Source organism: Streptomyces sp. SN-593, from assembly GCF_016756395.1.
In the GTDB taxonomy this organism is placed as follows: domain Bacteria; phylum Actinomycetota; class Actinomycetes; order Streptomycetales; family Streptomycetaceae; genus Actinacidiphila; species Actinacidiphila reveromycinica.
Map to the genome: position 1 here is coordinate 8,748,733 of NZ_AP018365.1, position 20,223 is coordinate 8,768,955.

At 74.6% G+C, this 20,223-nt stretch carries 9 protein-coding genes; 6 read left to right on the forward strand and 3 right to left on the reverse strand.

Annotated elements, in window-relative coordinates:
• The first annotated feature begins 2 nt into the window (after window positions 1-2).
• Both RVR_RS36190 and RVR_RS36195 read left to right on the forward strand, forming a co-directional pair.
• The gene (locus tag RVR_RS36190; protein WP_202238229.1) at window positions 3-389 is read left to right on the forward strand and encodes a WXG100 family type VII secretion target; all 387 of its coding nucleotides are present in this window, start codon (window positions 3-5) and stop codon (window positions 387-389) included.
• The gene (locus tag RVR_RS36195) at window positions 386-12,559 is read left to right on the forward strand and encodes a WXG100-like domain-containing protein (RefSeq protein WP_202238230.1); all 12,174 of its coding nucleotides are present in this window, start codon (window positions 386-388) and stop codon (window positions 12,557-12,559) included. Before RVR_RS36190 ends, RVR_RS36195 begins: the two co-directional genes overlap by 4 nt.
• A gap of 91 nt (window positions 12,560-12,650) precedes the next feature.
• Here RVR_RS36195 and RVR_RS36200 read toward each other — a convergent pair whose 3' ends face one another.
• From RVR_RS36200 to RVR_RS36210, 3 genes are all read right to left on the reverse strand, one after another.
• On the reverse strand, window positions 12,651-13,103 hold the full coding sequence (locus RVR_RS36200) for a protein kilB (protein ID WP_202238231.1): 453 nt from the start codon (window positions 13,101-13,103) through the stop codon (window positions 12,651-12,653).
• Between the two features lie 165 nt (window positions 13,104-13,268).
• Window positions 13,269-14,963, reverse strand: coding sequence for a glycine betaine/L-proline transporter ProP (gene proP / locus RVR_RS36205; protein ID WP_237405178.1), 1,695 nt, complete (start codon window positions 14,961-14,963; stop codon window positions 13,269-13,271).
• 176 nt (window positions 14,964-15,139) lie between these two features.
• Window positions 15,140-15,949 (reverse strand): siderophore-interacting protein, encoded by an 810-nt coding sequence (locus RVR_RS36210; protein ID WP_202238232.1) that lies wholly within the window; start codon window positions 15,947-15,949, stop codon window positions 15,140-15,142.
• A gap of 24 nt (window positions 15,950-15,973) precedes the next feature.
• On the opposite strand from RVR_RS36210, the gene RVR_RS36215 reads away from it, so the two are divergent.
• The 4 genes from RVR_RS36215 to RVR_RS36230 are packed head-to-tail and all read left to right on the forward strand — an operon-like array spanning window position 15,974 to window position 20,163.
• Entirely contained in the window at window positions 15,974-17,026 is a 1,053-nt protein-coding gene (locus tag RVR_RS36215; RefSeq protein ID WP_202238233.1) for a FecCD family ABC transporter permease, read from the forward strand.
• On the forward strand, window positions 17,023-18,180 hold the full coding sequence (locus tag RVR_RS36220; RefSeq protein WP_202238234.1) for a FecCD family ABC transporter permease: 1,158 nt from the start codon (window positions 17,023-17,025) through the stop codon (window positions 18,178-18,180). The genes RVR_RS36215 and RVR_RS36220 overlap by 4 nt, the downstream gene beginning before the upstream one ends.
• Window positions 18,177-19,124: an ABC transporter ATP-binding protein gene (locus RVR_RS36225; RefSeq protein WP_430393207.1), complete on the forward strand. Its 948-nt coding sequence runs from the start codon at window positions 18,177-18,179 to the stop codon at window positions 19,122-19,124. Before RVR_RS36220 ends, RVR_RS36225 begins: the two co-directional genes overlap by 4 nt.
• A gap of 34 nt (window positions 19,125-19,158) precedes the next feature.
• Complete coding sequence (locus RVR_RS36230; protein ID WP_202238235.1) at window positions 19,159-20,163, forward strand: ABC transporter substrate-binding protein; 1,005 nt, start codon at window positions 19,159-19,161, stop codon at window positions 20,161-20,163.
• Window positions 20,164-20,223: the final 60 nt, after the last annotated feature.

Here is a 20,223-nt window from a genome sequence, read left to right on the forward strand (position 1 = left end):
CCATGTCAGGCGAGTCGTTCTCGGTCGACACCGACGGTCTCCAGGCCCAGATGCCCTACATGCAGGAGCTGGCCCAGCGCTTCCTCGACGTGCACAGCTCGCTGGAGGCGAAGCTCGGTTCGCTCGGGGAGCCCTGGGGTGAGGACGCCACCGGGGAGGCGTTCCTGCGGCAGTACACCAAGCCCAAGGGGCAGATCCTGGAGGCGACGCTCGACGCGGGCGACGTCCTGCGCAGCACCGGCGACGGCCTGAAGACCATGGCCCGCGGCTACGAGAGCATCGAGTCGCAGAACTCCGACTCCGCCCGCAAGCTCGGCACCTCGCTCGAACCCGGCACGGTGCCCGAGACCGGCGACAACGGCAGCCGCCCGAGGTCAAGCCGCTCGTGAGCGTCAACCTGCCCCCGGAACTCGCCTGGGTCGCCCGGCTCGCCGTCGGCCAGTCCTGGCCCAAGGGCGACGAGGACAAGATGCACAGCCTCGGCCTGGCCTGGGACGAGGCCGCGCAGGCGCTGGAGGCCATCAGCCAGGAGATAGCGCCCGCCACCAGGGGGGTGCTGCACAGCGTCGGCGGATCCGTGGCGGACGAGTTCGCGTCCTTCGTCAACCAACTCCAGTCCAACGTCCCGGACATGGCCAAGGCGTCGGGCGAACTCGGCAAGCTCGGCAGGAACACCGGGGTGCAGCTGGAGTACGCGAAGTACATGATCCTGGTGCAACTCGTGTGGCTGGCCGCCGAGATCGCCCAGATGTCGTTCTGGGCGCCGGAGGTCATCCCCGCGCTGATCACGTCCGTACGGCTGGTCGTGCGGATGCTGCTGCGCCGCCTGCTGACGTCGATCGCGACCGGCATCGGCATGATGGTCGGGATGGACGCGGTCATCCAGGGCATCCAGATGCTCAAGGGCGACCGCACCTCCTGGAGCGTGCAGAACACGATCTCCGCCATCGAGAGCGGGGCGATCGGCGGCGCCATCGGCGGGCTCACCTTCGGCCTGGGCGACGCCTTCGTGCCGAAGTTCGCCGGTTCGCTGATCGGCCGGGGAATCCTGGGCGGGGCGTCTGGGGTCGCCAGCACCGCGGCCCTGAACGAGCTCTTCCACAGCGGGGAGCCGTCGGACCTGGGGTTCGGCGGCGCGGCCGGGGCGATCGGCGCGATGGCCGGCGGCGGCAAGCGGCGCGGCGGCGGTGGCGACGACACGAAGGTCGACGACTTCGACTTCCACCTGCCGAACACCATGGACCTGCCCGACCTGCACCGCCCCGACAAGCTGACGGGCGGCGACCTCGGCGGCAGCGGCGGCAGCGGGTTCGGCGGGAGCAACCACGACGCCACGCCCACGGGCGGCTCCGGCGGTACGACCGTACGGACGACCGGCGGCGACGACCACGGCTCCGAGGCGCCCGCGGACGTGCGCCCGCCGGCCACGTCCGGGGGCGGTCACGCACCCGCGGAGGAGACGGAAACCCACCAGCCGCCCGCGACGGCCCCCGTCACCACACACGTCGCCGCGCCGCCCACCGAGACCCGTACGAACGGGTCCACCGGGTCCACCGGTTCGAACGGTTCGACAGGTTCCGGCACGGCGGGCGGGCACGGCACCGAGCAGTCGAACGCGGCCACGGACGCGCGCGCCACGGACGCCCGCACCACGGACGCCCGCACCACGGGCGGCACCGCTCCGCCCGCCACGCGTGACGGCGCCACCGGCGGCGACCGGACCGGCACGTTCACCTCGCAGAGCACCCCGCCCACCACGGTCACGCACAGCCTGGCCGCCGGGGGCGGAACGGGAACGGCCGTGTCCGTCGCGCGTGACGGCGCCGGGACGCAGGACGGTGGGCTGCCCGGCTTCACCACGGCGTTCCCCGCCGCGTCCACCGACCACGCGCCCGCCGCCGCGAACACCACCACGGCGCCCCCGACACGTACGTCCACCGGCACCAACGGCACCCCTGGCAGCGCCGCCACCTCCGCGCCGCCCGAGAGCGTGCGCACGTTCACGCCGACGGAGCACGGGAGCGGGAGCCCGCACGTACCGGTGGAGTCCGCGGCCCCGGCGCCGCACCAGGACGTGAACGTGTTCTCGCCGTCGCACCAGGGGAGCGGCGGCTCGCACGTGCCGGTGGAGTCGCCAGCCGCGGTGCCGCACCAGGAGGCCGCGACCGGCAACGCGCCGACCGGTGCCAGCGGCGATGACCTCCCCCATTCCGCGGCCGCTTCGGGGCCGCCGGTCGCAGTGACCCTGGACGGGGCGGCCGCGTCCACCGGCGGCGGGCACGTGTCGGCACCGCCGGCGCACGGGGAGTCGTCGGGCGGCGTCGCGCCGCCGGTGCACGTGGAGCAGGCACAGACCTCCTCCGGTCCGGGCGGCACCGGAGGCGACACCGCCGGCACCGGGACGAGCCGGGGCACGGGTACGGGCCAGGGCACGGGAGGCCCCGCGCCGGTCCGGTCCGATCCGGGCCGGAGCGGCGCCACGCAGGGCGGGCCGTCCGAGGTCGCCCCCCGGGCACCGCGGGCCCCGGCCACCGTCGGAGGGCAGACCGGCGGCCCCGGAACCGGGCACACGGGCGGCGCCACCCCGACCGACACGCAGAGCGGCACGCAGACGCCGCCCTCCCACCAGAGCCCGACCGTGATCGAGCAGCCCGGCGGAACCGGCAGCAGCCACCTCGACCTGCCCAGCCCGCCCACCGAGACCCCGGGTGCCTCCCTCGCCTCGGGCGGCACGGGCACCACCGGCGGCGGCACCCACACGTTCCCGGAGGTGCCGACGCACACCCCGGGCACGTCACCGGCGGCGCACACCGCACCGACCGAGCCGGCACCGACGGCCACCGGGCACAGCGGGACCGCCGCCGTCACCGGCGGTGGCGGACACGACCTCCCCGACGTGCCCACGCACGCCCCCGGCAGCGCCCCGGCCGCCCCCGCACCGCACGTCCCCGGGGAGGGGCCCGCCACGGAGCCGGCGCCCGGCGGCGGCAGCCACGACGACCCGACCGGGAGCGGGCTCGGTGGCGGACACGACCTGCCCGACGTGCCCACGCACCCGATCGGGGACTCGGCGCACCCCCTCCACGACGCCCCCGACGCGCCGACCACCCCGCTCGTCTCGCCGATCGCCCGCGTCGATGCGCGGGTGGACGCGCTGGACCGCGCCGGGCGGGACGCGGGCATGTCACCGTCGGACCGACAGAACCACCGCCAGGCCGTCGACCAGGCGGTCCGTTCGGGGAACATGAGCGGGGCTACCCGCGGGCTCCAGGCGTTCCGCGACCACGTGGAGACGGCAGCGCTCAACCAGCGCTACGACGCCTTCCGGCAGCACGCCGACGGCGGGTTCGACTCCACCCGGGCGCCGCAGTCCGCGCGCGGCACCTGGGACGACCTGGTGAACGCCGTCGAGCAGGCCCGCCGAGGCGGTGACCCGGACCTGCTGGACAGCCACCTGGGCGAATACACCGACTTCGTGGAGCAGCACGCACCGGCGGAGGCGCTCACCGGCCACGACGCCCCGCAGCCGTACCACCCGGACGTCGAGGACGTACGGCGCCGGCTCGCCACCGCCACCGGGCCCGACGCGGACCGGCTGCGCACCCGGCTCGCTGACCTGCGACAGACCGCCGACCTCCAGGACCGGCTGCGCCGGTTGGGCAACGGCCCGAACGGGCCCGACCCGCAGGAGACTGCCCTGACCCGGGCCGTCGACCGGGCCGACACCCCGGACGCCGCCGCCCGGGCCCTCGCCGACCTCCAGGACCACCGGGCCGACCAGGCACTCCAGCAGCGCATCGACCGCCTCAACTCCGACCACGCGCCCGAGCCGAGCGGCCGCGGCGGCCTCGACGACCTGGAGCAGCGCCTCGACGCGCTGCGCGGCGACACCGGCCCCGACGAGCAGGCACTGATCCAGCAGATCCGCGACGCCCCGACCCCCGACGAGGCCGCCGCCGCGCTGGATGCCCTCCACGACCACCGCGAGCAGCAGGAGACGCAGAACCTCCAGCAGCGTCTGGACCAGCTCCGCGACCCGGCCCCGGGCGCGCGGACAGCGGCCCCCACCGGGACCGGCACCACCGGCGGGGCGGACACCACCACGGGCGGCGGCCGCGCGACGGACGGCCAGGACCGCGGCGGGCCCGGCGCCGTGCCCTCCGACGACGAACTGCGGCAGCGACTCGACGCGTTGGACGACGACCCGGTCTCGCGGGACCTCCGCGCCCAGGCCTATGACGCGCACACCCCGGAAGACGCGCAACGCGCCCTCGACCAGCATGCCGCCCGGCAGGACCGGCTCGACCAGCAGCGCCAGGACCGGATCGACCGCCTGCGCCAGGACCTCGACGGTGCCGAGCAGCAGCACACCCGGGACCTCCTGTCGGGGAACCAGGAGGCCGCCGCCCGCTCCGGGCAGGACGTCGCCGACCTGCGCGACCGGCTCGACAGCGCGCTGCCGTACGACCAGCGCGCCTCGGACCTCGGCCGGGAACTCGGCCAGGGCATCGGCGGGCAGCAGGACCCTGGACACCTGGGCCGGATCAGCGGCGGCCCGCAACCGGCCGTCGACCACCACGAGCCGGCCGTCGACGACCACGGGCCGGCCCTTGGCGACCACGGGTCGGGCGCCGACCACGAACCGGTCACGACCGGCGGCACCCCGCCCGCGCGGCAGCGTCTCCAGCCCCTGCTCGACCAGCCGGCGTCCTCCTCGCACGGTGACACACCGGGCTCCGGGACGGACCGCGTACCGGGGCGGGGCACGAGCGGCGGAACGAACGGCGCCGCCACCCGCGTCGACCCGGTCCGCCAGCAGCCGGCGTCCCACCCCGGATCGGAGCAGGCACCGCTCCAGGAGCGTCCGGCGCCGTCCGAGCAGCAGGCCCCCGGCGCCGGTTCGCAGGCCGTGCCCCACCCGTCCGACACCCCCGTGCCGGACACCAGGGGACTCGACGACCTGCCGCACGGCCCGGGTACCGAGGACACCTCCACCTCTCTCGCGCACGGGTCGGGGGACGGCACCGGCACCGACCACACGGCCCCGGCGACCGACCACGGCGGCACGTCCGGCGACCACGGCAGTACGTCCACGCCGCCGCCGGTGGTCCGGCCGCCGGCCCAGCTCAACCACGCGCCGAGGTTCGTGCTGCACTCGTCGTTCGACCAGCGGCGGTTCGAGTCCGGCGGGCAGAGGTACACCGACCTCACCGTCAAGGTCGCCATCCGCCCGGGCGACACGGGCGCGGACGACGTGGCCGACACGCAGGACCGGGTGCTGCAAGGCGTGCAGACGTACCTCAACGACCCCGGCTACCGGATGCCGGACGGCGACATCCTGCACGTGACGGTCGAGCACGTGCCGCCGGGCGCGCAGGCCCACCTGACGGTCGACCTGACACACGGCGACGGCAGCACGCCCATGGACCAGCGCACCTGGAGCACCGGCGCGCCGCCGATCGCGTACGCGCATGAGATCGGCCACCAGATCGGCCTGCGGGACGAGTACCACGACACCGAAGACCCCGGGGACGCCGGTGTCACCGGCGGGTTGATGGGCAACTACCACGTGCCGTCCGAGGACGGGCTGCCGCCGGGCGGCCTGGGCAGCCGGCACCTGTCGCTCCTCGGCGCCCTCACCGGCGGCCACGGCGACGCGCCGCACCCGCAGACCGGTACGGCGACGGGCGCCGGCCCGCACACCGACGCGCACAACGACCCCGCCTGGCAGGCCGCGCGCGCCCAGGCCACCGCGGTGCCCCGCAACCACACCCACGTGGACCCGGTCACCGACCCCTACGCCGAGACCTCCACCACGTCGTCCGAGCCCCCGGAGGACACCCCGGTCACCGTGACGGACCAGCACCCGCCGACGGTCACGGTCACCCCGCCGTCGGACCACCCGCCCGCCGTCACCCACGAGGAACCGTCCGACGACACGGCCCCCCTCGGGACGTCGGGCGGCGACCACACGCCCCTGGTCGAGGAGCACGCGCCCCCGGTCGACGACCACACCACGCCGATCGAGCACCCCACGGTGCCGTCCGACGACCACACCGCTCCGGTGGACGACCACACCACGACGGCGATCGGCCACGACGACACGGCGATCGGCCACGACGACACCGTGGCCGAGCATCACGACACGACGACGACCGAGCACACGACCACAGAGCACACGACGCCGGTGGACGACCACGGCACGACGGACCACGACGACACGATTACCGATCACGAGCACACGACCACGGACCACGGCGACACCACCACCGATCACGGCCGTCCCACGACCGACGACGTGCCGGTGGTCACCGACGGGACCGACGACGGGACCGTGCCGGGGACGAGGACCACCGGGCGTCCCGAGGGGGACCCGCCCGCGCAGTTGACCGACGGCTGGCACGGCAGCTCCCTCGCGGGCAAGCGGATCGTGGAGGCGCCCGGGCCGGACGAGGTGCGCCGGAGGGTCGAGACGCTGCTCGGCGGCAAGGCGAACGACCCGCTGGTGACGCAGCGGTTGAACGGCCAGTTCGACCCCGCGAACTTCCGCAAGCAGTACCCGAAGATGATCAACGGGGGTTGGCGCTTCCCGATCCACGTCGACGGTCACCCGTACGAGGTGCGGGTCGGCGCGCGGACCACGCCGTGGCAACTGGACCCGACCCGCGACGCCGCCAAGGACAACGACGGCGACGGGCTCGACGTGAAGTCCGAGGGGGAGTACGCGCCGCCCAAGGTGAAGACGGAGCTGACGACGTCGCAGGCCGGGCTGGATTACAACCCGTCGGTCATCCAGCAGCTCAACCCCAACCTGCTCCTGCTGGTGAACGGTTCGGCGAAGGCCGGCGGCGCCAGCCACGGCACCGAGACCACCAGCTCGACCTCGGCGAAGTCGGCCGGCGAGGTCAAGCTGACCGGGAAGACCGACAGCTACACCTCGCAGGCCACCTTCGACATCCAGGTCGTGGACCACCACGGCGACCCCGTCGGGGTGGGCGGCCACGGCGGGACGCCGGCTGCGCCGCCGGCGCCGGTCGGCGGGCAACTGCGGGCCGACGTGCCGCGGTCCTCGCCCCGCTCGGCCACCGGTCCGCACACCTGGGAGGGCTGGAACCCGCCGCCGCGCACCGCGGACGGCGACCACACGGCGCCGGCCACCACGTCCGGAACGGCGCAGACGCAGACGCAGACGCACGCACCCGCGCCGGCACCGGCGCACGCGCCGCGGACCGCGAGCGGCCACCCGCTCACCATCACCGGCCTGGACGGCGTCCGCGACTCCGTCTTCGACGCGCTGCCGAAGGACGCGCGGCCGGCGGGGACCGCCCACCAGGACATCGTGGACTTCCTCGACACCGACAACGTCATCAAGCAGTTCGAGCAGGTGTCGGGCCCCGGCCTGATCTCCAAGCCGCTGACGCTGTCCGACGGCGGCACCGGCTTCCTGCGGCTGACCGCGGAACCGGGGACGTCCACGGTGCTGCACACGACGGACACCACCACCAGTTCCGGGTTCGGCACCAAGGGCGAGCAGGCCCGCAACCACTCGCAGAGCAGCGGGTGGGCGCTGGGCGCGGGCGGTGGCGCGTCCGGCGAGGTGTGGCACAGCAAGACCTCGGCGGAGACGAAGTGGCTGACGGGGACCGGCACGTACACGTACGGGCAGTCCACGGCCTACGGCGCCAAGGGCACGCACGCCGTGGAGGACGGGGTGACCGTCGAGGACAAGGGGCCCGCCGACGTGGTGAGCACCCCCACCCGCTTCCGGGTCTGGCTCACCCGCCAGACCCTCTCGCCGGGCACCGACGGCCTGCACTCCACCACGACGGAGGAGATCACCGACCACACCCCGCCGCCGGCCCCCGCGCCGGGTACCCACGTGGTGCAGGTGGAGCCGCCGAGGCGGGCACCCACCGGCGACGTCGTGCGCGTCCTGCCCCGTCCCCACGAGCCGGCGACGACCACCACGTCCACCTCGACGTCCACCTCCACGACGACCGGCACCACCGGGCACACGACCGGCACGACGACCGGCACCACCGGCACCGTGACCGGCGACACCACCGGAAGCACCACCGGCACCGCCGGACACACCGACGGGACGACCACCACCGGCACCACGCAGCCGCCGGCGGTGCGGCAGCCGCCGCCCGGGCAGCAGTTGAGCGGCCCCGGGCTGGTCCAGCGCACGACCTTCTCCGACTTCCCCGGCTCCGAGCAGTTGGAGCGCCACATCGTGCAGACGCTGTGGCAGACCGCCCCCGGGGTGCTGCCGCCGCCGCACGTCGTCCATCCGCCCACCGGGACGGCGGCCGCGGGCGGCCACCAGCCGGTGCGCGTCTCGCCGAAGGCGATCACGAACCTCGCGGACCTGCGCCGGCAGATCGCGCCGTCCCAACTCGGCGGCAGCGGCCACAAACTGGTCGACGGCAGCTTCCGCGTCAGCCTGGACAGCTCGCACCTGCCGTTCCTGAACGCGAAGACGTACGACGTGCTGGTGAAGGCCAACCTCGGCGACGGCACCCACGACGGCACGCGGAACGCGACGGCGAAGAACACCCTCACCCAGAGCGCCGGGGCCGAACGGTCCGTGACGCAGGGCAGTTCGCACGTGGTGGCCGGCAGCGGCAACCTGCGCAGCTCGCTGGACCACACGGACTTCCAGCGCGGTTTCCTCAACGTGAACGCCGACGGCACCTACGCGCCCACGCACGGCACGACGGTCGCCGACAGCACCGAGGTGAAACGCACGCTGACGGTCACGGGCGACCGCGACCGCTACACGTACCCGGTCTCCTTCGACGTACTGACGGTGCGTCAGGACGCGGACCACCCGGTGCTGCGGGTGCCGACCCTGCCGATCCAGGCGCACCACCAGGCGGTGCAGCACGTCGACACCGGGGGCGGACGCGTGACCGTGGACGTCGGCCGGACGGAGACGCCCGCGCAGGCGCCGCCCCGGCAGGTGACGATCGACCGGCTGCCGGACCACCACCTCGTGGACCACGTCGGCGGCGAGGACACGTACCGGGACAACGCCCGGGAGGCGATCGAGAACGCCTTCAACGCCCGGCAGGCCAAGAGCCTCTCGCCGCTGCCGGCGCGTGTCCCGGACCTCCACGACGTGGTCGACCCGCTCGCGACCCAGGCCAACCTGCGGGCGAACGTCTCGGCGTCGCACGGCGGGTGGACCAACACGGCCGACCAGCACGTGGGTTCGGGCCGCAACCGGGACACCGCCGGGCTCTCCCAACGTACCCGGCTGAGCAACCTGACCTACCGCGAGACGCTCTCCGGCGACGGGAAACTGGACGTCGAGACGAAGACCGAGACGTCGGTCAAGGTGCAGGACAAGGCGGGGCTGACCGGAAAGGGCGGTCTGGGCGGCGACTTCGGGCGGTTCCCGGGAACGCCGAAGGACGCGCACGCCTCCACCTACCAGCTACGTGGCGGCGGCCGCGGCAAGGGGTCGTACGGCGGCAGCAGCGCGGACGCGGTCAAGCACACCTTCACCACGAACCGCAAGACGTCCCAGAACGGCCCGTGGCACGTCTACGAGGGTGACGCGCGCGTCATCCTCCAGGGCAAGGTGACCGGTTCGACCGGCGAGGTCACCTACGGCGATCCCGTCACCCACGACCACCGCGTCCGGGTGCTGCTGTCCGACGAGGACGTCAAAGCCCTCACCCAGCCCGGCCGGCCGGCCACCGCGACCGGCAACGGCACGACCGCGACGACGGGCTCGCACACCGGGACCGGGACGGACACGGCGCAACCGCCGCGGCGCTCCGTGCCGTTGGAGAACGGGGTCAGCGGGGGCAGCCGGGTCGAGATCCCGTCGACCGACGAGATCCTGCGCGAGGTGGACCGCCAGATCCGCAGCGGCGCGCTCCCCCCGGGCGACCTCGAAGCCGGGGACGGCCTCGGCGACGTCCCGGTGTCCGCGCTCCCGTTCGCGGACGTGATCACGCCCGACCACCTCGGCGCCCACTACGACGACCTCGTGGGGCCGGGCGTCCTGGTGCACCGGGTCGACAACCACCACGGCGTCCGCACCGTCACGCAGGTGCTGATCAAGGGCACCCCCGGGGGCTGGCAGCACGACGGGCGGCAGTCGGACGGCGGCGCGACCCGCAAGGTCGCCGTGAGCGAGGCCGTCACCGGCGACAGCGGCCGTACCTGGTCGGCGGGCGCCGACGGCAACATCCGCGCCTCCTACCGCGCCCCGACCGCGGAGAATCACCTGAACAACGTGACCTACACCGGGACGGCCGGCGCCGACGCGAAGGGCAACTCGTCGCACTCGTCCGGCCAGACCACGAAGATCGAGCACAAGACGACCTCCACCGGGGACCTGCACAAGTTCAGCACCCCCATGCGGTTCGACGTGACCGTCACGCGCCGCAACGCCGGCAACCGGTTCGTCAACATGCCGGCGCCCCAGCCCGTCCGTCCTGCCTGGCGCGCCTCCGCATGGGTGCCCGAGTCGATGACGACCACCGAGCCGGTCACCGCCACCACGGGCGGCCGCACCGCGGGCGACGGCACCACCACGACCACCACCCCGCACCAGTCCGGCGGCACCGGTCAGCAGTCCGGCGTGCAGCACGGCCCGGGCGACCAGGACGGCGGTGTGGAGCTGGGACCGGTGAACGGCACCCCCGAGCAACGCGCCCAGTGGCAGGCCGATTTCGACTCCGGCCACGACCTGGTCGGCGTGGACCACCCCGAGCGGCTGATCGACACGGCGCACAACGTGCTCAACACGCCGCGTCCGTGGGGCAACGGCATCCTCGGCCGGACGGGCTCGGTCGCGTCCCAGGCGTGGGGCGCGACGACCGGGGCGCTGGGCCACGCGGCGTGGGCGATGACGCCCGACGCGGCCCGGAGGGTCGTCGACTCCTTCATCCACGACCCGCGGGTGGGCCCGGGACACCAGCTCCACACCGAGCAGACCACGCCGATCACCCAGCAGGTCTCCACCCGGCAGGCCCTGTCCGGCCAGGCGCTGTCCACGGTCTTCCCGCACCTGAAGGACCCGGCGGGCGGCTACCGCACGGTGCCGCTCGGCGACGACCACCGGACCGGTCTGAAGGTCACGATGGAGCCGACCGGCCAGGCACAGGAGGTCGGACGGCGGGACGACGGGACGGACGAGGTCACCGTCTCGACCGAGGACGACCTGACCACGTCCGCCGGGCGCGGGGTGTCCTACAGCGTCGCCCCCGCGGACGTCGTGTTCCTCACCCGCAACCCCGGGCTGACGGTGCCGCTGCCGGGGCTGAACTCGATGCAGATCAGCCGGGACCAGGCGCTGGAGGCCGACGCCTCGGTCAGCCGGCCGCCCGGCACCCCCGGCCGGCGGCTGACCCCGCCCGCGGTCCCGCACGGCCTCACCGGCGACAAGCCCGGCCAGGGCAAGACCGAGGGCGTCCAGCGCCTCTTCCGCCAGCCCGTCCGCATCACCCTCCAGAAGTACGACGCGAACGGGACGTACGGCGCCCCGGCCAGCACCACCCACCACGCCTACTACTGGTCCACCGCCCCCAAGACGACCACCACGGACACGACCACCACCACGGACACGACCACGACCACGACCACCACGGACACGACGACGGCCACCGACACGACGACGAGCACGACGTCGACCACGGCCACGGACATCCCGAACCCGGTGGCCGACACCACGGCCACGACCTCGACGGCGGCCCCGACCGGTTCCACTACGCCTCCCACGGTCGTGCGGCCGGTCACCACGACCACGGCCGCCTCGGGGTCGGAGCCGATCACCGCGTCGACCAGCCGCCCCGCAGTGGTCTCCTCCACGTCGACCGCGGGCCGCACGGCCGCCTCGGACACCTCTGACGCTTCGGACACCGCGCACGGCGGGACGGAGGACAGCGGGGGCGTCCTGCCGCCTCCGGTGAAGGCGCAGGTGCCGTCGATCGTGGTGACGGAGCCGCACACGCCGGTCGTGGCGCCCGTGACCCATGGCGCGCCGTCGGCCGTCCACCCCTCCGAGCACGCGCCGGCGGTTCAGGCGCCGGTGCGGATGCCGGGGCACGGGGGCGGCGGGTACGGGCCGGTGCACGCCCCGGCGACGCTGTCGGACGACAGCTCGCCGGTGTGGGACGCGCCCCCGGAGGGCGGTACCTCCGACGGCGCGGTGCGGTTGACGCCCGGTCAGCGGGCGTGGGTCGCCGGCAGCGCACAGGAGGCGGCGGCGGCGATCGCCGCGGTGGTGGCCGGGGGAGGGCCGGTGCCGGTCCTGCGGATCGAGGACGAGGCGGTGCTGTCCGTCGACGGGGTGCCGCACTTCGGCCGCTCCGTCCAGTTCGCCGAGGCCCGCTCCCGCGCGGTCGCCGCCGCCTACAAGGCCGCGCTGACGTCCGCGCTGGACGGCCTGCGGGCGTCCGGCCAGGACGTGCCCTCCGCGGAGGACGTCCCGATGATCGCCACGCCCTCCCTCCGGTGGCCGCCGGCCACCACCGCGGAGCCGCCCGGCGGTTCGGTGATCGTGGAGCTTCTCGACCCGCGCGGCGTGGTGACCGTATGACCCGGTGCCGCCTCCTGTCCCCGCCCCCGCCCTGAGGGCCTGTCGTGGCCCGGACGGTCCGGCCGGACCGCGCCGGGCGGGCCTGCGGGCGTCAGGCCATGGCGCGTCCCACCGCCGCCACCAGCTCGTCCGTCGCGGCGATCGCCCGCTCGCGGCGGGCGGCGAGTTCGGCGCGGTCGGGGGCGTCGCGCAGGTCGAACGCGCTGCGCGCGGCCTGCTGGGCGGCCTGCGCGAGGGCCGGCTCGATGACCGAGACCGCCACCAGCGGCGCGGTGACCGCCGAACGGGTGGCGCGGGACTCCGCGCGCGCGGCCTCGAACGCCTCCCGGTCCGCGCCGTCCAGCCGCAGCAGCTCGCGGTACCACATCGCCCGCCGGTGGTCACCGAGCGCGGCGACCAGTTCGCCGAGCGCCGTACGCAGCGCCCGTGCCTTCTCGTCGGCGCGGGCGGCGAGCCGGGACCGCCGCTCACCGCGGCTCTGGAGGAATCCGGTGAGCGCCCCGCCGAGCAGGGTGCCGGCCACGGCTATGACGGTGGACCACATCGGGACGCTCCTTCGCTGTGACGCTGCCTCACCAAAGGACACCCCGTCGGCGCCGACAGTTCCGGACCTCCCGGGGCCGTCTCCCGGCGCGTCCGGTCCGTCCCCCGGTCGGCCCGGGCGGGGCGGGCGGGGGGACCGGGGAACGCGGGCCGGGGGAGGCCGCGTTCAGTGCCGGCCGCGCAGCTTGATCCACATGTCCCGGGCCTGCCGTCCCGCGGCCGTGCGGCTGCGGGCCACCAGGCGCCGCGCCTGGCCGGGCGTCTCCGCCATCGCGCGGGAGCCGGGCAGCGGTTTGCCGGCCGTCTCCCGCAGGAAGAGCGTGGACACGAATCCGACCACCCCGGCGACCATCAGGTAGTACGCCGGCACCATGTCGTCGCCCGTCGCCGCCACCAGCGCCGAGGCGAACAGCGGAGTGGTGCCGCCGAACAGCGAGACGGAGATGTTGAAGGCGATCGACAGGGCGCCGTACCGCATCCGGGTCGGGAAGAGCGCGGGCAGCGTGGCCGCGGAGGTGCCGGCGAACGTGACCAGCAGCAGACCCAGCACCGCGCAGCCCACCGCGGGCAGCACGATCCCGCCCTGCCGGATCAGCAGGAACGCCGGCGCCGACAGCGCGACGAGTGCGACGCTGCCGGTCATGAACACCGGCCGCCGCCCCCAGCGGTCCGAGCTGCGGCCCACCACGGTGATCGTCAGGACCACCAGCAGCATCGTCGCCAGCACCAGCAACTGCGCGGTGGTGTCGCCGAAGTCGAGCGTGGAGGTCATGTACGTCGGCAGGTAGGAGGTGACCATGTAATTGGTGACGTTGTAGAGCAGCACCAGACCCATGCAGATCAGCACGGCCTGCCAGTGGTCGGTGAAGATCTCCTTCAGCCGTCCGCCGCCGGACTGCCGCGCCTCGTCCACCGGGCTGCCCTCGCCGGGCACCGCGTGCGCCGCCTGCTCGGCCTCCTCCTTGAACGCCGGGGTGTCCTCCAGCTTCAGCCGCATGTACAGGCCGGTGATGCCGAGCGGCCCGGCGACCCAGAACGGGATCCGCCACGCCCACTCCCGCAGCCCGTCCGATCCCGCGGTCAGGGTGAGCACCGTGACCAGCCCCGAGCCGAGCGAGTAGCCCACGAACGTGCCGAAGTCGAGCCAGCTACCGAGGAAGCCGCGCCGCCGGTCCGGCGCGTACTCGGCGATGTACGTGGTCGCGCCCGCGTACTCTCCGCCGGTGGAGAAGCCCTGCACCAGCCGGCACACCAGCAGGAGCAGCGGCGCGAGCAGCCCCACGGACGAGTAGGTGGGCAGCAGGCCGACCGCGAAGGTGCTCGCGGCCATCATGATCATGGTGATCGCGAGCACCCGCTGCCGGCCGATCCGGTCGCCCAGCGGCCCGAAGACCAGCCCGCCGAGCGGGCGCACGAGGAAGGCGGCGGCGAAGGTGGCGAAGGTCGAGACCACCTGCGTCGCGGGGTTGCTCGACGGGAAGAACACCTTGCCGAGGGTGTCGGCCAGATAGGCGTAGACGCCGAAGTCGAACCACTCCATGGTGTTGCCGAGCGCGGCCGCGGTGACCGCCAGCCGCACCTTCGGCAGGTCCGCGACGGCGACGTCCTCGGGGGCGAGCGACTGCTTGCGGCGGCGCAGCAGCGTGCGGTAGAGCTGGTCCACCCGCTGGGCGGACCGTTTCTCCGGGTTCTCCCGGGCCCGCTCCCGGGCGCGCTCGCGCGACACCTCCAGGTCCCGTTCGTCGCCCGGCCCGCGGGCCTGCTCGCGGCGCCGCTCGCGCTGGCGTCGCTGCTGCCGCTGCCGGCGGTCCTGAAGCCGGGCCCGCTCGGAGCCGCCGGGCCGCCTTCGGCGCGCGTCCATGCGTCACCCTTCTCCGGGCGGTCGGCCCGGTTCGGGGGCCGGCGCGGCGTCGGTCGCGCCAGGTCGTGCCCTATCCCTTCCTATCCGGCCGGCCGCCTGCGCCGGCCGAGGCGCAGCAGCCGTTCACCCCAGGAGAGGAGGCGGGAGGGCCGGCGGCCGGACGCGTGGCGGGCGGGTCAGTGGAGTTCGGACTTCCAGAAGCCCGAGAAGGTGATGCGGTTCTTCGGCATTCCGGCCCGGTGCAAGTGGCGGCGCCCCTCCGTGGCGAGCGTCTGCTCGCCCACCACGAAGGCGTACCCGCCCGGATCGACCGCGTCGTGGCCGCGCAGCGCGGCCAGCGCGGCGCTGCCGGGCACCGTCCGCTCGTCGGCGCGCGGAATCCACTCGACCCGTACCCCGGGCGGTCCGGACAGCACGCGGCAGTCGCCGTCGGAGGGCACCTCCTGGAACACGCGGCCGACCGTGTCGGGCGACAGCGAGCGCAGGATGCCGGCGACGGCCGGCAGCCCGGACTCGTCGGCGACCAGCAGCACGCTGGAGGCGTCGTCGGGCGCGTCGTAGAGGATGCCCTGGTCGATCAGGGCGAGTTCCTCCCCGGGCGCGGTCGAGCAGGCCCAGATCGCGACGGCGCCGGCCAGTTCGCCGTCCGGACCGCGGTGCACCACGACGTCGATGTCCATCTCGCCGTCCTCCGCACGGAAGTCGGCCACCGTGTAGTTGGCGCAGTGCGGCCGGATCTCGTCGGGCATCGCGAGGTACGGCTTCCACCAGGTCTCGCCCCCGGCCTCCGGCACGTGGAACCGCTCCTGGTGCGGGTGGCGGAAGAACAGCCGGAACCAGTGGTCGTAGCCGCGCCACGGGAACTCCCGCAGTTCGTCGCCGCGTACGGTCACCCGCTGCATGTTCGGGGTCAGCCGCGTGGTCGAGGCCACCGAGGCTCGGAACAGCCGGGATTCGCGCGTCAGGGTGCGTGTACGAGTGCTCATGTAGGTAAGGCTAAGCTAACTTTCGTGATCGTAGCCACGGAGCCGGCCGCACCGCCGCAGCGGACCCGCCGGCCGTTCCCGTCCCGCGCCGGCGGTCCGCGGGCCCTCGGCGCGCTGACCCTGGCGGTCGCGGCCGCGTGCGTCGCGAGCCTCCTGCTGGGCAGCAATCCGCTCACCCCCGGCGCGGTGCTGCACGGACTGCTGCACCCCGGTTCCGGCACGGACGCCGCCGTCGTCTACGGCTCGCGGGTGCCGCGCACGGTCATCGGCCTGATCACCGGCGTCTGCCTGGGCGTGGCGGGCACCGTCATGCAGGGACACACCCGCAACCCCCTCGCCGATCCCGGGCTGTTCGGCGTATCGGCCGGCGCGGGGCTCGCCGTGGTGCTCGGGATCGTGGTGTTCGGGGTGTCGGGGCCCGCCGCCTCGGTCGGCCTCGCGCTGGTGGGCGCGCTCGTGGCGAGCACCGCCGCGTTCGCGATCACCGTGGCCGGCAGTGCCACCGCGAACCCGGTGCCGCTCGCCATCGCGGGCACCGCGGTCTCCGCGCTGCTCGGCGCCGTCACCTCCTTCCTCACCCTCGCCGACCGCGACAGCCTGCGCGCCTACCAGTTGTGGGTGGTCGGCTCGCTGTCGGGCCGCCAACTCCACGACGTGTGGGCCACGGTGCCGTTCGCGCTCGCCGGGCTGGTGCTCGCGGCGCTCAACTCCCGCGCCCTGGACAACCTCGCGCTCGGCGAGGACCTCGCGCGCGGCCTCGGCGAGAACCTGCTCGTGGCGCGCGGCACCGGACTGGCCGCCATCACCCTGCTCACCGCCGCCGCGACGGCCGCGGCCGGCCCGATCGCGTTCGTCGGACTGGTCGTCCCGCACCTGGCGCGCGCGGTGGTGGGAGCGGGGCACCGCCGACTGCTGCCGGCCTCCGCACTCGTGGGATGCCTGGTGGTGCTGCTCGCCGATGTCGCCGGCCGCGAGGTCGGCGGTTCCTCGGAGGTCCAGGTGGGCATCATGCTCGCGGTGGTCGGCGGGCCGTTCTTCGTGGTGGTCGCCCGGCGCCGATCGCTGGTGAGCCTGTGAGGCCCGCCGAGCCGGTGCGTTCGGCCGGGTCCGCGCGGACGGCGGGCCCCGCCGAGACCGCCGAGTCGGCGGACTCCGCCGCGGCCGGCGGGCGGCCGGCGCCGCGGCACGGCCTGCTGGTCGGTCCGCTCGGCTTCGCCTGGCGCCCGCGCGTCCTGATCGCCACCCTCGTGGCCGCGCTGCTCGCTCTCGCGCTCGTCGTCACCGCGATCGCGGTCGGCGGCGCGGAGGTCTCGGTGCCCGACATCCTGCGCACCCTCGCGGGGCGGGGCAGCACCTTCGACCGGCTCATCGTGATCACGCTGCGGATGCCGCGGGTGCTCACCGGCGCGCTCGTGGGACTCGCCCTCGGTGTCGCCGGGGCACTCATGCAGACCGTCACCCGCAACCCGCTGGCCACGCCCGACGTGGTCGGCGTCACCTCCGGCGCGTCGCTCGGCGCGGTGGCGGCCGTCGTGATCGGCGGTGGCGGCGAGAGCGTCGGCGGGCTGCTGCTGGGCGCGGGCATGCCCACCGTCGCCGCGCTCGGCGCGGTCGCGGCCGCCGCGCTGGTCTACGGACTCGGCTGGCGCGGCGGCGGAGTCGAGGGCTACCGGCTGGTGCTGGTCGGCATCGGGGTGGCCGCGATGCTCGACGCCGGCACCAGCTACCTGCTGGTGCGGGCCCGCATCACGCAGGCGACGGCCGCCTCGCAGTGGCTGGTCGGCTCACTGTCCGGCGCGTCGTGGGACGGCGTACGCCCGCTGCTGGTCGCGGTGGCCGTGCTGGTGCCGCTCGCGCTCGCCGGCTCCGCGGCCCTGGCCGTCTCGCACCTCGGGGACGGCGTCGCGCGTGGCGTCGGGCTGCCGGTCCAACTGCACCGGCTCACCGTGGTGGCGCTGACGGTGCTGCTGACGGCGGCCGCCGTCGCCGCCGCGGGACCGGTCGGCTTCGTCGCGTTCGTGGCGCCCCAGATCGCGGTGCGCGCCGCAGGCACCGCCCGCCCGCCGCTGCTGCTGTCCGGGCTGGCGGGCGCCTGCCTGGTGCTGCTCGCGGACACCCTCGCCCGCACGGTCTTCCCGTGGGACGTGCCGGTCGGGATCGTGACGACCGTGGTCGGCGCGCCCTACCTGATCTGGCTGCTGGTCAGACACCGCAAGGAGATGACGACGTGACCGCCGTACCCGCCGCCGACCGGGGCGCACCCGCCGACCGGACCGTACCCGCGGACCCCGCCGTTCCCGGCCGGGACGCACCCGCGGCCCCCGCCGTTTCCGACCGGGACGCCCCGGCCGTCCCCGCCGTGCCCGTGCTCCAGGCCCGGGGCGTACGGCTGGGCTACGACAAGCGCGCCGTGCTCGACGGGATCGACCTGGACATCGAGGCCGGCACCGTCACCACGCTGGTCGGGGCGAACGGCTGCGGCAAGTCCACCCTGCTCAAGGCGTTCGGCCGGCTGCTGGACCCGAGCGCGGGCACGATCCTGCTCGACGGGGAGCCGCTGCGGAAGTCGCGTTCGCGCGCGGTCGCCCGGCGGCTGGCGATCCTGCCGCAGAGCCCGGTCGCGCCGGCCGGCACGAGCGTGCGCGACCTGGTGATGCGCGGGCGCAACCCCCACCAGAGCTGGGCCCGGCCGTGGACGCCCGCGGACGACGCGGTGGTGACCCGGGTGCTCGCCGACACCGGGCTGGCGCAGGTCGCCGACCGGGCGGTGACCGAACTGTCCGGCGGGCAGCGGCAACGCGCCTGGATCGCCCTGGTGCTCGCGCAGGAGGCCCCCACCCTCCTGCTGGACGAGCCGACGACCTACCTCGACCTCGCGCACCAGTTGGAGGTGCTGCGGCTGGTGCGGCGGACCAACCGTCAGGCGGGCACCACCGTCGTGATGGTGCTCCATGACCTGGGCCTGGCCGCCCGCTACTCCGACCGCCTGGTCGCCCTCGGCGAAGGGGGCGTGCTCGCCGACGGGAAACCGGCCGAGGTGCTGCGACCGGAGCTGCTCCTGCGGGCGTTCGGCCTGCGGGCGCGGGTGGTGCCGGACCCGGTCACCGGCACTCCGCTGGTGCTGCCCGAGGAGGACGAGTCGGCCGCGGAGGCACGGGAGCAGAACCCGGAGTGAGCTACATATTAGGTTAGGCTAACCTAAGCTCACTATGTCGAACTTTCCACGCATCCGTCTCCTCCCGCTCGTCGCCGCGGCTCTGATCGCCGCTCTGGCCGCCTGCTCCTCCTCGACCTCCTCCTCGACCTCCGACGCGGCGGCCTCGCACCAGCGGTGGACCTTCACCGACGACCTGGGCAAGACCGTGACGCTCGACCACGCGCCGACCCGCGTGGCGGGCATGAACGACGAGATCGTTCCCCTCATGCACTACGGCCTCAAGCCGGTCGCCTCCTGGGGCTACTCGACGATCAAGGACGACGCCCGCTTCGACGGGCTCGACACCTCCGGCGTCCAGCAGGTCGGCTCGGTCGCCGGTGAGATCGACGTCGAGAAGCTCGCGGCGGCCAGGCCCGACATCATCGTCTCCGAGGTCTACCCGACCGACGAGAAGGGCACGATCGACACCACCCAGCCCGACTACGGCTTCAAGGACCTGGCCCAGCAGAAGCAGGTCGAGGCGATCGCCCCGGTCGTCACGATCCTGATCGGCGGCGACGGCGCGGACGTCGTGGAGCACACCACCAAGCTCGCGCTGGCGCTCGGCGCCGACTCCGCGACGGTCGCCAAGGCGAAGGCGACGTACACCGCCGCGTCGGACCGCCTGAGGAAGGCCGCGGCCGCGAACCCGGTCACCGTCGCGGCCCTCTACGCCGACAGCGACGGGATCAACGCCGCCAAGTACCAGGACGACCCGGCGCTGCGGCTGTACTCCGACCTCGGCGTGAAGTTCTTCGCGCCCGAGCCCAAGGGCTTCTACTGGGCCGACTACAGCTGGGAGAACGCCGGCCAGGTCGGCGGTGACGTGTGGCTGCTCGAACAGGACGGCTACGACCGGGCGCAGTTGGCGAAGCAGCCCACCGTCGCGAAGAGCCCCGCCCTGGCCGCCGGCCAGGTGCACCCCTGGCTCTCCGCGACGCTCGACTACGTGTCCCAGGCGCAGTACATGGACCAGCTCTCCGGCTGGATCGGCGCGGCGAAGGCGGTCACCGGCTGACGCCGCGACGGCGCGGGGACGGTCGGCCGCGGGGTGGAACTTAGGGTTGCCTTGCTTATT